The 15,509-nt window shown below is 53.0% G+C and carries 12 protein-coding genes and 2 tRNA genes; 8 read left to right on the plus strand and 6 right to left on the minus strand.

The window, feature by feature from the left end:
• The first annotated feature begins 22 nt into the window (after positions 1–22).
• Positions 23–98, plus strand: a tRNA-Asn gene (locus RKA07_RS08430).
• Positions 99–165: 67 nt separating this feature from the next.
• On the opposite strand, the gene RKA07_RS08435 is transcribed toward RKA07_RS08430, so the two are convergent.
• Complete coding sequence (locus RKA07_RS08435; RefSeq protein ID WP_310966107.1) at positions 166–1,455, minus strand: M18 family aminopeptidase; 1,290 nt, start codon at positions 1,453–1,455, stop codon at positions 166–168.
• Between the two features lie 136 nt (positions 1,456–1,591).
• Here RKA07_RS08435 and RKA07_RS08440 point away from each other — a divergent pair, with 136 nt between their 5' ends.
• A complete protein-coding gene (locus RKA07_RS08440) occupies positions 1,592–2,077 on the plus strand; it encodes a hypothetical protein (RefSeq protein ID WP_200204402.1) in 486 nt (161 codons plus the stop codon).
• An 82-nt stretch (positions 2,078–2,159) separates the two neighbouring features.
• The gene (locus tag RKA07_RS08445) at positions 2,160–2,768 is read left to right on the plus strand and encodes an outer membrane beta-barrel protein (RefSeq protein WP_200204399.1); all 609 of its coding nucleotides are present in this window, start codon (positions 2,160–2,162) and stop codon (positions 2,766–2,768) included.
• A gap of 28 nt (positions 2,769–2,796) precedes the next feature.
• Here the strand turns inward: RKA07_RS08445 and rlmKL are convergent, their stop codons facing one another.
• Positions 2,797–4,971: a bifunctional 23S rRNA (guanine(2069)-N(7))-methyltransferase RlmK/23S rRNA (guanine(2445)-N(2))-methyltransferase RlmL gene (gene rlmKL / locus RKA07_RS08450; protein ID WP_310966108.1), complete on the minus strand. Its 2,175-nt coding sequence runs from the start codon at positions 4,969–4,971 to the stop codon at positions 2,797–2,799.
• A gap of 318 nt (positions 4,972–5,289) precedes the next feature.
• Here rlmKL and rmf point away from each other — a divergent pair, with 318 nt between their 5' ends.
• Complete coding sequence (rmf, locus tag RKA07_RS08455; RefSeq protein WP_200204386.1) at positions 5,290–5,502, plus strand: ribosome modulation factor; 213 nt, start codon at positions 5,290–5,292, stop codon at positions 5,500–5,502.
• Positions 5,503–5,690: 188 nt separating this feature from the next.
• Here rmf and RKA07_RS08460 read toward each other — a convergent pair whose 3' ends face one another.
• A complete protein-coding gene (locus tag RKA07_RS08460) occupies positions 5,691–6,710 on the minus strand; it encodes a quinone-dependent dihydroorotate dehydrogenase (RefSeq protein ID WP_310966109.1) in 1,020 nt (339 codons plus the stop codon).
• Positions 6,711–7,065: 355 nt separating this feature from the next.
• On the opposite strand from RKA07_RS08460, the gene RKA07_RS08465 reads away from it, so the two are divergent.
• Positions 7,066–8,229: a cation diffusion facilitator family transporter gene (locus RKA07_RS08465; protein ID WP_200204381.1), complete on the plus strand. Its 1,164-nt coding sequence runs from the start codon at positions 7,066–7,068 to the stop codon at positions 8,227–8,229.
• 34 nt (positions 8,230–8,263) lie between these two features.
• Here the strand turns inward: RKA07_RS08465 and RKA07_RS08470 are convergent, their stop codons facing one another.
• Positions 8,264–9,763, minus strand: coding sequence for a RimK family ATP-grasp domain-containing protein (locus RKA07_RS08470; RefSeq protein WP_200371097.1), 1,500 nt, complete (start codon positions 9,761–9,763; stop codon positions 8,264–8,266).
• 203 nt (positions 9,764–9,966) lie between these two features.
• On the opposite strand from RKA07_RS08470, the gene RKA07_RS08475 reads away from it, so the two are divergent.
• Positions 9,967–11,091, plus strand: coding sequence for a GNAT family N-acetyltransferase/peptidase C39 family protein (locus RKA07_RS08475; RefSeq protein ID WP_200204554.1), 1,125 nt, complete (start codon positions 9,967–9,969; stop codon positions 11,089–11,091).
• A gap of 18 nt (positions 11,092–11,109) precedes the next feature.
• On the opposite strand, the gene uvrB is transcribed toward RKA07_RS08475, so the two are convergent.
• Positions 11,110–13,170, minus strand: coding sequence for an excinuclease ABC subunit UvrB (uvrB, locus tag RKA07_RS08480; protein ID WP_200204550.1), 2,061 nt, complete (start codon positions 13,168–13,170; stop codon positions 11,110–11,112).
• Positions 13,171–13,383: 213 nt separating this feature from the next.
• Here uvrB and RKA07_RS08485 point away from each other — a divergent pair, with 213 nt between their 5' ends.
• A complete protein-coding gene (locus RKA07_RS08485) occupies positions 13,384–14,568 on the plus strand; it encodes a pyridoxal phosphate-dependent aminotransferase (protein ID WP_200204375.1) in 1,185 nt (394 codons plus the stop codon).
• A 69-nt stretch (positions 14,569–14,637) separates the two neighbouring features.
• A tRNA-Asn gene (locus RKA07_RS08490) sits at positions 14,638–14,713 on the plus strand.
• Positions 14,714–14,766: 53 nt separating this feature from the next.
• Here RKA07_RS08490 and pyrF read toward each other — a convergent pair.
• Positions 14,767–15,477, minus strand: coding sequence for an orotidine-5'-phosphate decarboxylase (gene pyrF, locus RKA07_RS08495; RefSeq protein WP_310966110.1), 711 nt, complete (start codon positions 15,475–15,477; stop codon positions 14,767–14,769).
• Between the last annotated feature and the right edge of the window lie 32 nt (positions 15,478–15,509).

Consider the following 15,509-nt stretch of genomic DNA (forward strand, 5'->3'; position numbering starts at 1 on the left):
ATGCCGCCCGACTTGATGCTGTTCCCCGATAGCTCAGTTGGTAGAGCAACGGACTGTTAATCCGTTTGTCGCTGGTTCGAGCCCAGCTCGGGGAGCCACTTATTCCGAAATGCCGCTGCTTCGTATGAAGCAGCGGCATTTTTCATTTCAGACGTACAAAAATCTTCAGAATACCTGCTTGCGCTGCATGAACTCGGTCAATACCCGAAACAGTGTAAAACCATCCTCAGTACCAATCAGCTCACGAATCGAGTGCATGCCAAACTGCGGCACGCCAATATCCAGCGTGGTTACGCCCAGGTTTGCAGCCGTCAGCGGACCAATGGTGCTGCCACAGCCCATATCACTGCGCACCACAAAGCTCTGGTGCGGCAAACCCAGCTCATCACTGATATGCCGGTAAACGGCGGCTGAACGACTGTTGGTTGCGTAACGCTGGTTGTGGTTCACCTTGATGACCGGGCCCTGGTTCAGAATGGGGCCATGGTTTTCGTCGTGCTTGTCGATGAAGTTGGGGTGAACACCATGGGCATTGTCGGCTGAAATCATCATGGAGTGTGCAATGGCCTTTGCCTTGCCGGCGCCACACCAGCGATCAAGAACCGCAGTCAAAAATGGCCCTTGAGCACCTTCGGAGGATACGCTGCCCACCTCTTCGTGATCGTTACACACTAGCAGTGCAGCCTCATCACCCGAGGTGTTCAACAACGATTGCAAGCCAATGTAACAACTCAGCAGGTTATCCAGCCGGGCGGATGCAATGAAATCCTCTCGGAGGCCCACAAAACCTGCTTCCTGGGCATCATAAAAGCCCAACTCGTAGCCAAGAACCTTGCGTACCTTGAGTCCGGACTCACTGGCTATCTGCTGCCCCAACAGCTCGTTAAAGCTGGTAGCATCGTCTTCAGCCACCTGCATCAGTACCGGCGGAAGATCCGTCTGAGCATTCACCGTGCGCTTGGTGTTGGCTTCTCTGTCCAGGTGAATTGCGAGACTGGGAATAAAGGCCACCGGTTTGCGGAAATCTACCAGCGTATCCACGACCTTGCCCTGGCCATCGAGAAACGTCACCCTGCCGGCCAACGACAAATCGCGGTCAAACCAGGGATTCATCAGAACGCCTCCGTAAACCTCTACACCCAGCTGATAATAGCCTTTTCGGCGCAGCTCGGGGTTGGGTTTAACTTTCAGGCACGGGCTGTCGGTATGAGCGCCAACCATGCGGATACCCGATGTTACTGCATCGTTTGCCCCGGTGCGGAAAGCGACAATAGAGGACCCGTTGCGGATAACGTAATAACTGCAATTCCTGCCAAGAGACCAGTCTTCTTTTTCATCCAGCTCTTTGAAGCCGGCGGCATCCAGCCTTGTTTTCATGGTTGCCACAGCATGCCAAGGCGTCGGCGAGGCGTTCAGAAATTTCAGTAAATCTTTGTTGAATTCAGCTTGTTCCATGGTGTCCCTGATAGAATGGTATGGATTGCAATAGTATGGCATGAAGCCTTGATACCTCATACCTGACCAACAGACATTAATCGCCTGCGCTAGAACCTTGAACCCACTGATTGCCAGCCACTAAAAGGAGCCTGCCATGTCGACACCAAGATTTCTCGATATCGAGTACTGCCAGACCGAAGATGCCCTGTTTCCAATTGCAATGGCCTGGTCGCTGGAAGATGGTCAGATGAAGACCGTGGTAATAGCTCCTGTGGATGAATGGCTACCGGAAGACGGCGACCTGGGCGACATCGATCTGGACTACCTGGCAGAACAGGGCGTGCCATTAATCGAGCTTGTTCATGAACTGCACCAAGACTTGCCCGATCAGACCGTATACGTAGACGGCCTGGATCCGGACGAAATCCTGATTGATCTTATTTTTACCGCGATGGAGCAAGAAGCCCCGTTCGAGATCGCACCGATTACAGACCTGATTACTGGCATGGACAGCGACGCTCTGGAAGATCGCCGGCGCCAGTTGCTGTTTGAAGAAAGTCTGGAGCCACAACTGCCGGAAAACGGCGTGTACGCCCTGTTATTGATGGCTCAGGAACACGGCCTGTTTGAGGAAGACTAAACTGTGACACGGGTCGACGTAACAATCGGTTACACAAGGCAAACTCAGCCCCTAACCGCTCACGTCAGGAAATCCGTTACTAATGAATAATGTTGTTCGATCGCATCTGATCCTCTCACTGGTGCCTGCTTGCATGCTCTACACCCAGGCTACCCTGGCGCAGGAAACGCCCCGTGAGGACAAACATTACGTTGGCCTTCTGGTAACTGCGTTCAATCATCGTTCCATTGGCACGACATCCAAAGAGGAAGCCACAGGTAGCGGCGGAACGCTGGTAGTCGGGGGCCACCTCAGCGATTTGTTTCACGCAGAGGTTCGGGCAGGGAGCGGCTTTCGGGATGCTGAGGTGCCAGGCAGTGACCTGAGCCTTTCAATCGATTACTTTGCCAGTTGGTATATTGGCCTGCACTACCCCGTTACCAGCTACGCCAATATCTATGGCCAGGCGGGATTCTCGTATATTCAAGGAACCGCAGAGCTTCGCAATCCGGGCGATCCCCGCAACGCCCAATTCCGTGAACTGGAGGGCGATTTCCCGGACAGCAGTTTTGGCATAGGCTGGGTAGTAGGCCTGGATGTCGAAGTACTCAGCGATACCTATCTTGTTTTTGAAGGCGGAAAGCTGTCAAAAGATACTGGCACCGATGCCAATATCTTCCAGTTCTCTACCGGCCTCAAATACGAGTTCTAAAGCGTAAGAGCGTGACCGGCCGCAAACACTAAGCACTTTGGCGAATATGCCAGCACCGGTGAATCCGTGCATTTCTCTGGAAATCCTTATCCAGAGTGCTGGCACTCACCTCTTCAACCTCAAATTCTTTGGCCAGATTTTCATCAAGCTTGAAGCGTCGGAAGTTATTGGAAAAAATCAGTAAGCCGTCTGAACTCAACCTTGCCATGGCCTGCCGGATCAATTTTCCGTGATCCTTCTGAACATCCAATACACCCGCCATACGGGCGGAGTTGGAAAAGGTTGGCGGGTCCATAAAGATCAAATCGTAAACCTGATCGGGTCTGGGTTTTGCAGCCAACCACGCCAGACAATCAGTCTGTTCTACCTTGTGCTTCCTTGGGTCTGCCGCGTTCAACCTCAGATTGTCCTGAGCCCAGCCAACATACGTATTAGACAAATCCAGGCTCAGGGAGCGACTGGCACCGCCAGCAACCGCATGAACAGTCGCAGCACCGGTATAACAGAACAGGTTCAGGAAACGCTTACCCTGAGCATTCTGCTGGATCCAATGGCGCACAGGGCGATGATCGAGGAATAGCCCGGTATCAAGATAATCCTTGAGGTTCACCTTGAGGGTGACACCGTGTTCCTGCACCTGAAAGAACTCGCCGCTGGCATCCTGCTTTTCGTACTGGCTAACGCCAGCCTGACGCTGCCGCTGCTTGCACACCATTTGATCCCGCTCAATACCCAGAGCCTCCGGAATCACTGCCAGTGCTTCAGCCAGGCGTTCCCGCGCAGAACGCTCATCAATGGATTTGGGTGCAACGTATTCCTGCACATGCACCCTGCCCTCATACATATCGATCGCCAGCGCATACTCTGGCATATCCGCATCGTACAGGCGGTAACAGCCAATATTTTGCTTACGAGCCCACTGCCCAATGGTCTTCATATTTTTCTTCAGGCGGTTTCTCAGCATGGCTGCACGCTCTTCATTCGCGATGCGTGGCAGAACTTCACCCGGTAATCCGGGCTCACGAGGCGTGCGTACACTCGCCTCGTCAATGGCGAACAGAAGCAGTTGTGCTGGCAGTTTGCCGTTAAACAACTTGTACTGCTTGAAACTGCGCAGGCCGATGGACTTGCCGAACTCCGGAGCACCCGTAAACACGCCCAGACGCCATCCTGATGCGGCCGCTTTAACTGCATCACCTAATGACTCGTATAAACCGGCCAGTGCCTGCCTGTCGCTCAAGCGCTCACCATAAGGAGGGTTTACAAGTACGAGGCCGGTTTCTGCCCGATCTTCACCCAGCGAGAGCTTTTCAATCGGCTGCACCTGAAACTCAAGTAACCCATCAAGGCCTGCCCGTTGAGCATTATTGCGTGCGGTCGTGATGACCCTGCCATCCTGATCAAAGCCTGAAAATTTCGGTATTCTGCCCTGCTTTCCTTCATAGGCTCGCCTTTCAGCTTCCTGGCGAAGGGAAAGCCAGGTTTCGGGTTCGTGACCCAACCACTTTTCAAAACCAAAACGCTCCTGGCGGCGACCAGGGGCAATATCCAGCGCCATCATGGCGGCTTCAATAACCAAGGTGCCGGAACCACACATTGGATCAACAAAATCGCCACCTGCAGCAGCGATTTCAGGCCAGCCCGCACGCAACAGCAAAGCAGCAGCAAGGTTTTCCTTGAGGGGCGCGAGGCCTTGCTCTGTCCGGTAGCCGCGCTGGTGCAGGCTGTGGCCGCTGATGTCTATACCCAATGCCAATTTACCTCGATGCAACCGGGCAGACACGGTTACATCCGGTGTTTTTGCTTCAACGCCAGGGCGTTTCCCGCCGCCCATAGTAAATCGGTCTACGATTCCGTCTTTGACACGCTGAGCACCAAACTGGGTATTACGGATTTCCTCGTTTTCGCCAATGAAGTTGACTCGAAAGCTGCCATCCACAGGGATGTGCTGCTGCCAGTCAAGGTGGACAACGCCATCGTAAAGTTCGTCAGCGCTGGTAGCTGCTACCTCATCAATATGGAGAATCACCCGGTTCGCCAAACGCGACCACAGGCAGGCCCGGTATCCGGCCTCAAGCGTACCCTCTACCCATGCGCCAGCGGGTGCGTTTCTCACCAGCCCGAGACCTAATGTGCCGAGCTCGTCTGCCAGAAGGTACTCAACACCCTTTGGGCAACTTACAAAAAATACAGATTTGGACAAGTTCAACTCCAGGTTCTTTAGGCAACTCTCGCTAAGTCACGGGAATTGCAGCGTTCTTAGGTTTCAGATAATCGCTTATTCAATTTAGATCAAAAAAAGCGAACCGTTAGATCAAAACGATAGTGTACTTATGCTCGAACTTCGGCTTACCTTGTAGGTGACGCGTCGTTCGGAAAGGGTAACTCCCTTTCGTTAACAGGATCCTGACTGCTCTGGCTGGAGCTGGCAATAGTGGGTTATCCCGGAGTGGATTCCACATGCCAAAGCCACTGCAGAAGTGTACACGCTTGTTCTGTTAATCCATTAGTGAGGAACGGCATGAAAAGACAGAAAAGAGATATGTACGCTCGTGCATTCAAGCGGGGTTACCTCGCTGGCGTGTCCGGAAAGTCCAAAGACAGCTGTCCGCTCGACCAGGCAGAAGTCCGCCAGGAATGGTTGAATGGGTGGCGAGAAGGCCGCACAGATCAATGGGATGGCATGACTGGCGTCTCTGGTATCCACAAAATGGCAAACGTCACCACCGCGTGATATTTGCTAAACCCCGACTTCTTAATCTGATCTTTTGTCACACAATTTGACGCAGTATTCAGCACAACCAATACGGGGCCTCCCGCCCCGTCTCATGCGCTGATGAGCGCAACGGGGTTAACTCCCCGTGAGGGCCCGCATTGCGGGCCCTTCCTTGTTTTCCGCCTGTCGTTTCTGCACCCGCCTATCTATTTGAGCTTTCGAATCGCCTCAACAGCCTCTCCGATCAGATCAGGCCCCCGGTAGATAAAGCCGGTGTATAACTGAACCAGTTTAGCGCCCGCACGGATCTTTTCAGCTGCACTCTCACCATCTGTAATACCACCCACACCAATAATGGGTAAGTCATCTCCAAGCTCTGCATACAGCCCCTTGATAACTCTTAAAGATGCCTCTCTGACCGGAGCACCACTAAGACCACCGGCTTCGGCCCCATAGACATGACCTGCCACTGCGTCGCGACTTATGGTGGTATTTGTAGCAATAACACCGTCCAGCCCGGCTTCTTTCAGAGCGGAGGCCACAAACCTTATGCCTGCATCATCCATGTCCGGAGCAATTTTAACGGCAATTGGCACGTAACGGCCGAGCTGGCTCTGACACTTTAGCTGCTCATCCTTAATAGCATGAAGCAGACCTTTCAGTGAATCACCAAATTGAAGATCCCGTAAACCCGGCGTGTTCGGTGATGATACGTTTACCGTGATGTAGTCTGCCCGGTTATAAACTGCTGCTATGCCCTTCCGATAATCCGACTCGGATTCGTCATTTGGCGTATCTTTGTTTTTACCAACATTAATCCCGAGAATGCCCCGATAGCTGCGCCTGTCTACTCGCTCCAGCATGTGGGCCAGACCTTCGTTATTGAAACCCATGCGGTTAATAATGGCCTGGTACTCTGGCAGGCGGAACATACGGGGTTTCGGGTTACCCGGTTGTGCCAGTGGTGTAACAGTTCCAACTTCAATAAAGCCAAACCCCAGGGCGCCCAGAGAGTCCAGATGATCTGCGTTTTTGTCCAGCCCTGCTGCAAGCCCCACCGGGTTGGGGAAATCAAGCCCCATCACATTGACTGGCAGCGCTTCTGTTTTCGGTGCAAAAGCACCCAGCAGGCGCAGGCGATACGCCAGATCCAGGCCATTTAATGCAACAGCATGAGCCTGTTCGGGTGGTAACCGGAAAAGCAGGTTGCGGATAACGCCGTACATCTGAAAGCTCCTCAATAAAACGTGCTCGCGAGTATACCGGAAGTTTTCCACAGCGGCCCGGTAACATAAAACAACAGTGCTAAACATCTGTATACTTAGGCTCTTGGGAGCTTTTCCACGGAATCTGTGGATAACCCTGTTGAAAATTGCGGAGCATCCTTGCCTACCCCTTGCAACCTGCGCCCATCTACAGATTGATCATTTTTTAACCAGTTTATTTTTCTTTTATTTTCAACATGTTATTTAAATTTCACTTAAAATAGAAAAGATTCTGAACAAACTGTCATTCAAAGGCACTACTGCTATGATGTGTATAAATCAAGCAGGAATGCGGAAATTTTCGGAGTTTTTTTCAATGCAACAGCCCGTTTCACCAGCCCAACGCAACCGCGACAACCTGGCGGTTGAAGTGAAAGCAGCTTCCCGGGTTACCATTATAGGAATGATCCTTGATGCCTTCCTTGGAATCATCAAGGTCATCGGCGGTACCCTTTTTCATTCCCAAGCTCTTCTGGTTGACGGCATTCACTCGTTTACGGATGTAGCATCCGACGTTGTTGTGCTGGGCGTAATGAAAGTCTCCCGCCAGGAACCCGATGACTGTCACCCTTACGGCCATCAGCGCATAGAGACCTTTGGCACCCTGGTACTCGGCAGCATCCTGATTGCAGTGGGTGCAGCCCTTGCCTGGGAAAACACCCTCAGGCTGATTGAAGGCGATGTTGACCACATTCCCGAATGGCCGGTGCTGGTCGCCGCAGCTATTTCTGTAGTGGGAAAGGAGTGGATTTTCCGCTACACCAAGCATGTCGGCCTGGCCATCCGCTCGGATTTGATTATCGCCAATGCCTGGCACAGCCGCACCGACGCCCTTTCTTCCCTGGTGGTTCTGGCTTCAACCGCCGGTGCCATGCTTGGATTTGTATGGCTGGATATGCTCGCGGCCGTGGCAATTGCGGTAATCATTATTCACATTGGCTGGAAGTTTACCTGGGACAGCGTTCAGGAGCTTGTAGACACAGGATTATCGCCCGACGATACCGAAATGCTGAAAACCATAGCGCGGGAGACTGACGGCGTTCTGAACGTACATGAACTTCGCAGTCGACGCATGGGGCAGGATATTCTTCTGGATATTCACTTGGTGGTGCGCCCTGAAATCAGCGTGTCCGAAGGCCATCAGATAGGCATGCAAGTGGTCGCCGGAATGCGCAACGCTCTGGATAACATTCTCGACATCAACTTTCATATTGATGCCGAGAACGATGAAGATCATGAGTTTGCAACCACAGAACAACTGCCCTCCCGTGCAGAAGTGGCAAGCATCATTGCGGAACACCTTGGGGAAATCCCACAGCGTAGCCGGCTAAGACTTCATTACCTGAGAAACAAGCTGCATATGGAGATTTTTCTGGATGAGCAGGACCCGGAGGCGGTCTTCACACCTGAAAACGTCCGGCAGCATCTGGAAGCTTATCCCTGGTTTGGCAGTGTAAGAATCTGGGTGGCCGGCCTGTAAACGGGCCACCCGGCATCCTTCACTTTAAAGGCCATTAACGGCGGCGATTCTCTTCCATTCGGGAAAGGAATTCCTGCATGATCAGCGTGTAAAGTTCGCCGCCGAGAAACAGGTCTTCAACACCCGCATCAATACTCGGGTTATCGTTAACTTCAATAACGGCAACCCGGTTTCCAGACTGTTTGATATCCACACCGTAGAGCCCGTTACCGATCAGTCGGGTGGAGTTCAACGCCGCCTGAATAACATTTCTCGGCACTTCATAGGTGGGCATGGTTTCAAACCCGCCGCTCTCACTTGCTGATTCGCCATGTTGATAGATCTGCCAGTGACCTTTCACCATCATGTATTTACATGCATAGATAGCCCGCCCGCCCAGTACGCCGATACGCCAGTCGTAATCTGTGTACAGGTACTCTTGCGCCAACACCAACGCTGACTGACGGAACAAGTCTTTCAACCCTGCCCTTAGGGATGCCTCATCTTCGGCCTTGGTCACCCCCCTGGAGAACGCGCCATCCGGTATTTTGATAACGGCCGGAAAGCCCAACTCCTGAACCACCTGCTCCACTGCATCTTTCTGATCTTTTGAGAGAATCAGCGTTTTCGGTGTAGGTATTTTATTGTTCTTCAGCAAATCAGCCAGAAAAACTTTGTTGGTACATTTCAGGATCGATGCGGGATCGTCAATCACTACCAAGCCTTCCGCTTCTGCCTTACGGGCAAAGCGATAGGTGTGGTGATCTATGGCAGTGGTTTCACGGATGAACAGGCCATCGTACTCAGGCAAGCGCATATAATCCCGACGCGTAATCTGCTCCACATTAATACCCAGCTTGCGCCCGGCTTTTTCAAAGCGTTTCAGCGCCACCGCATCACTGGGCGGCATTTCTTCGTCCGGATTCACCAGAATCGCCAGGTCAAAGCGATAGCGGCGGCGGGTTCTGGGCTTTCGCCAAACCATGCTGCTGAAGCGATCGAATGCAGTGGCAAAAACATCCTGATCAGCCTCATTAAGATCTGCAGGGGCGGCGGGCTTCATGGATTCTATCTGCCATGTTTTCCTGCGCCGGAACACAATCTCAAGGATTGGACAAGGAAACCGCTCAAACAAGGCCCGCGCCACCGGCTTGAGATCCGGATGTTCGGTTTGCCCGAAGTAGGTGCGAATCCGGACCTCATGGGTAGCGTTACGTTCGTCGCTGGCCGGGTCAATGGCTGAGCCAGCAGCTTCCAGCCAATTGACGACACTGGCATCGAGTTCTTCCAACTCAAGAGAGAACAACCCCTTTCGGCTCAGATCGTTCAACGTCATCACTGATGGAACCACATGGTGTCCACGGGCTTCAGCCAGCAGAGAACAGTAGTAACCACGGCTCAGGTATTTTGCGCTTTGGCAAAGGTTTATTACACGCACGCGGCTATTCGCCGGCGCAGAAAACTGCAGGTACTGATCAAATGTCAGTACATCCTCACTGGGGTAATATGGAGCCCAGTCCTTGGTGCGGTCTACAACGATAAGCAAACGAGACATTAAAGGCGCTCCTCCCCGGAGATAATTGCCTGGAAAACAAGTCGCAACAATACGCCGCCAGTGGCGCTGGAACAATCCACGGATAATGAGTGCTTTTACTCATAATAAGCGTATTTTCCAATTCGTTACTCTCAATCATAATAGCTGCATACGGGAAGCCTACCAGCATGCCCCATGCCTATATTCTCAAGGCCGCTTTATACATGTCCGATTTGCAACTCCGGCAAGCCACAAGTGATGACCTGAATGCGCTTTTGCAGCTTGAGCATCGCTGTTTTACGGAAGACAGGTTATCCCGCCGAAGCTTTCGGCGTTTTCTGGACATGCCCCGGGACAGATTGATTGTTGCAGAAACAAAAAATGAGGGCGTGAGCGAGCTTCTGGGCTATTGCCTGGTCCTGATGAGCGCAGCTACCCGAATGGCCCGCATCTATTCTATTGCAGTGCTGCCAGCAGCGCGCGGTCGTGGTGTTGGTGAAAAGCTGGTAAAGGCAGCAGAACGAGAGGCAGCAGAAGCAGGCCGCATTCTCATGCGCCTGGAAGTTCGGGAAGACAACAGCGGCGCCATTGCCCTGTACAAGCGCCTGGGCTATCGGCAGTTTGGTACCTATCGGGACTATTACGAAGATCAGGGCACGGCCCTGCGCTTTGAACGCCGCATCCTGTTTTATGAGCCCACGCAGGAATTCCTGCCCGTACCCTATTATCCGCAAACCACTGACTTTTCCTGTGGCCCGGCCGCATTGATTATGGCCATGGCAGCGCTAGATGAGGAGCAATCACTCACCACCCTGGAAGAACTCAGAATCTGGCGTGAGGCCACCACAATCTTCATGCTGGCTGGCCATGGCGGCTGCGGCCCCCATGGTCTTGCGCTGTCGGCATGGAAACGCGGCTTTGAAGCCAGTATCTGGATCAGTACGGAAGGCCCGCTATTCCGGGACACCGTCCGCAACGATGACAAAAAGCGGGTTCTGGAATTGGTACATGAAGGCTTCCTGCACGATATTGGCCAAACTGATATACAGTTACACCACGATCCGCTGACGCTGGAAGCCATGGAGCAGGCCCTGCTAAATGGCCAGATACCAGTCATATTGATCAGTACCTGGCAACTGAACCGCAGCCGCGTGCCCCACTGGGTTACGGTATGCGCCATAGATGACCAGTTTGTGTATTTACACGATCCGGAAATAGACGCAGACGACGGCGAAACCGTAGCAGACAAACAGTATTTACCGGTGGATAAACGGGTATTCAGCCAAATTTCACGCTACGGCAGCGTTCAGCCACTTCGGGCCGCCGTTATTGTTGGCCCCAAGCGCTGATATTATCTGAGAACCGGTTTAACCGGTTCTCAGAGCTGCCTCTTTAAGGCCGGATATTTCATCCCGCAAGCGGGCGGCAGCCTCAAAATCGAGTTCGGCAGCAGCTTTGTACATCTCGTCCTCAAGGCGTGTCACCTCCTTGAGCAAATCCTGTGGCGAACGGCTGCCAACACGGGTTCGATACTGTTCAGCCTCTTCAGCCGCCATATCACCGGGCCGGCTGGATTTACGCCGGCCACGACCTCCGCCGCCGGCACCCTCCATGATGTCTGCAACCTTCTTGTTAAGACCCTGAGGTGTGATGCCGTGGGCCTCGTTATGCTCTTGCTGTTTGGCACGCCGGCGATCCGTTTCATCAATAGCACGCTGCATGGAACCGGTAATGCGGTCGCCGTACAAAATGGCTTTACCATTGAGGTTTCTGGCGGCCCGGCCGATGGTCTGGATCAATGCTCGCTCAGAGCGCAGAAAGCCTTCTTTATCGGCATCCAGAATGGTCACCAGCGATACTTCCGGCATATCCAGCCCTTCACGCAGAAGGTTGATGCCCACTAGCACATCAAACTCACCCCGGCGCAGGTCACGAATAATTTCTACGCGCTCAACCGTGTCTATGTCCGAGTGCAGATAACGCACACGAATATCGTGCTCCATCAGGAAGTCCGTCAGATCTTCTGCCATACGTTTGGTCAGCGTGGTGACCAGAACCCGCTCGTCTACCTTTACCCGGGAGTGTATTTCAGAAAGCAGGTCGTCCACTTGTGTTGATGCCGGGCGAACCTCTATCACCGGATCCAACAAGCCAGTGGGCCTCACAACCTGCTCTACCACCTGCCCCGCATGTTCGGCTTCGTAATTGCCGGGTGTGGCTGACACAAAGATCATCTGGGGCGCGATGCGCTCCCATTCGTCAAACCGCATGGGCCGGTTATCTAACGCAGACGGCAAGCGGAACCCATACTCCACCAGGGTTTCTTTCCGGGAGCGGTCGCCTTTGTACATGGCACCGATTTGCGGAATGGTCACGTGGGATTCATCAACAACCAGCAGCGCATTCGGCGGCAGGTAATCAAACAGTGTTGGAGGGGCTTCGCCGGGCTCCCTGCCTGAAAGGTAGCGAGAGTAGTTCTCGATGCCGTTGCAATAGCCCAGCTCGTTCATCATCTCCATATCGTAGCGGGTTCGCTCTTCGAGCCGCTGGGCTTCCACAAGGCGGTTGTTGTCCCGGAGCTGCTGCAGGCGCTCGTCCAGCTCCACCTTGATTCGCTCCGCGGCATCCAGAATCGTCTGCCGCGGTGTGACATAGTGCGACTTGGGATAGATCGTAACCCTGGGAACCCGTCGGAGCACTTCGCCGGTAAGCGGGTCGAAATAACTGAGGTTTTCCACCTCTTCATCAAACAACTCGATGCGCACGGCTTCCTTTTCCGATTCCGCCGGAAACACATCGATAACATCACCCCGCACCCGGTAATTGGCCCGATGGAATTCGATGTCGTTGCGGGTGTATTGCAACTCAGCCAGCCGGCGCAGAATATGCCGCTGGTCTATCTTGTCGCCCCTATCCAGATGCAACATCATTTTCAGGTAGGACTTGGGATCACCCAAACCATAGATTGCAGATACCGTTGCCACGATAATGGCATCCGGACGCTCAAGCAGTGCTTTTGTGGCGGACAACCGCATCTGTTCGATGTGCTCGTTAATAGAGGCATCTTTCTCAATAAATGTATCAGATGACGGAACGTAGGCCTCTGGCTGGTAATAATCATAGTAAGACACGAAATATTCCACGGCGTTATCGGGGAAAAATTCGCGAAATTCGCCGTAGAGCTGCGCAGCCAGGGTTTTGTTATGAGCCATGACAATGGTCGGACGTTGTACCGATTCAATCACCTTGGCTACGGTAAACGTCTTGCCCGAGCCGGTAACGCCCAACAATGTCTGGCTTGCCAATCCCGAATGAATGCCGTCAATCAGGCCTTCTATAGCCTTTGGCTGGTCGCCTGCGGGCTCAAATGGCGAGTCAACAATGAAGACGCCTTCTTTACCTGAATTGCTGGAATCATTACTGCCCATAATCGGCACACAACCTCCACTCATACAAACTACGAATCCCAGCCATATCTTACGGTTGCAAGACTTGGCCCAAGAGAGAAATTTATTGTTACGCCAGCTTCATGGTACCATCAACGCGATCGACGGCTGGGCGAAAATCAGCCGCCATAAGGCAAGGATTCAGACACCCCGCCGGTCACGGACCTATCAGATGCAGCTTTAAGGAGCGCAAGTTTGGACCTTCAACTTTCCAGCCGAGTACAGGCAATCAAGCCATCCCCCACCCTCGCGGTCACCAACAAAGCTGCCGAATTGCGTGCAGCGGGCCAGGATATCATCGGCCTTGGTGCAGGCGAGCCGGATTTCGATACCCCGGAGCACATCAAGCAGGCAGCCATTGAGGCCATCAAAAGTGGCCAGACAAAGTACACAGCTGTTGATGGTACGCCAGCCTTAAAGAAAGCAATCATTGCGAAATTCAAACGGGACAACGGCCTGGAATACGAAGCCAACCAGATACTCGTATCAAGTGGTGGCAAACAGAGCTTTTTCAACCTTGCCCTGGCGACTCTGAATGCTGGCGACGAGGCCATTATTCCCGCGCCTTACTGGGTATCCTACCCGGATATGGTTCTGGTTGCTGAGGGCAAGCCGGTTATCATCGAAACCGGAGCAGACACCCGATTCAAGATCACTGCGGAACAACTGGAAGGTGCCATCACCGAGCGTACACGCTTGTTCGTGATCAACAGCCCTTCCAACCCCAGTGGCATGGCTTACACCATGGAAGAGCTGAAGGCCATTGCCGAGGTGCTGAAAAAGCACCCGAACATCATGATCGCTACTGATGATATGTACGAGCCTATCCTCTGGACGGGTCAGCCATTTTGCAACATTCTCAATGCTTGCCCCGAGCTTTACGATCGCACCTTTGTTCTCAACGGTGTATCCAAGGCTTATTCCATGACGGGCTGGCGTATCGGTTATGCTGCAGGCCCCGCTAAAATCATTGGGGCAATGAAGAAAATTCAGTCTCAAAGCACCTCAAACCCTTGCTCCATTTCCCAGGCCGCAGCACAGGCCGCTCTGGATGGCCCGCAAGAATGCGTGGGTGAGATGGTCAAGGCGTTCGAAAAGCGTCATGACTGGCTGGTAGCTGCTTTGAACAAGTTGCCGGGTGTTGAATGCCTGAAAGGCGACGGCACCTTCTACGTGTTCCCAAGCTTCCAGGCAGCAATTGATGCCACCGAAGGTGTCAGCAACGATGTGGAGTTCGCAGAGAAGCTGCTGAGCGAAGCGGGTGTTGCGCTGGTTCCGGGCTCTGCATTTGGTTGCCCTGGCCACATGCGCCTGAGTTTTGCGACGAGCATGGATAATCTGGAAAAGGCCATTGAGCGGTTGCAGAAGGCTTTGGGCTAAAAACTTCGGTAAGGGGTTGACGAGGCCGTGGCGTAATCTTAATATACGCGCCTCGTCACATGACGACGTTCCCCGATAGCTCAGTTGGTAGAGCAACGGACTGTTAATCCGTTTGTCGCTGGTTCGAGCCCAGCTCGGGGAGCCACTATTTAAAAACCCGCTAATTCTTTGAGTTAGCGGGTTTTTTCGTTTTACACCCTAAAGACCCATCACTTCAGCATAAATAGCCTCCAACGCTGCCAGAGGATCCATAGCCTGTGTAATCGGACGACCTATAACAAGGTAGTCGGAACCGGCTTTGAGGGCATCACTGGGGGTCATGATGCGCTGCTGGTCGCCTTTATCGGCAGTTAAGGGCCGAATACCCGGGGTAATCAACTTGAAGTCGATACCCTGCTCTGCTTTCAACTTGCTTGCTTCCTGCGCAGAACAGACAACACCATCAAGACCACAGTTACGGGTCAGGGTTGCCAGGCGGGAAACCTGGATTTCGGGAGAACTGCTTATCCCGATACCGGCAAGATCATCAGCGTCCATACTGGTAAGAACCGTTACAGCGATCAGCAGTGGCTTATCCTTACCAAACGACTCCAGACGTTCGCGGCAAGCCAACATCATTTTCTCACCACCAGACGCATGCACATTAACCATCCACACGCCAAGATCTGCAGCAGCAGCGACAGCTGACGAGGCCGTGTTAGGGATATCGTGGAATTTCAGATCCAGAAACACATCAAAACCGCGCTTCTGCAAGCTTTCAACCAGCTGAGGGCCGGAGCGTGTAAAAAGTTCTTTGCCAACCTTTAACCGGCACTTTGCCGGATCCAGCCTATCTGCCAGCTCCAGCGCCGGGTTTGCAGAGGGGAAGTCCAGAGCAACGATGATATTGGGGTCGTTCGAAGTTTGCACGTTGGTATGTCCTGCGAGGTTTTGATAAAGAA

Source organism: Marinobacter xiaoshiensis (assembly GCF_031631795.1).
Classification (GTDB): Bacteria; Pseudomonadota; Gammaproteobacteria; order Pseudomonadales; family Oleiphilaceae; genus Marinobacter; species Marinobacter xiaoshiensis.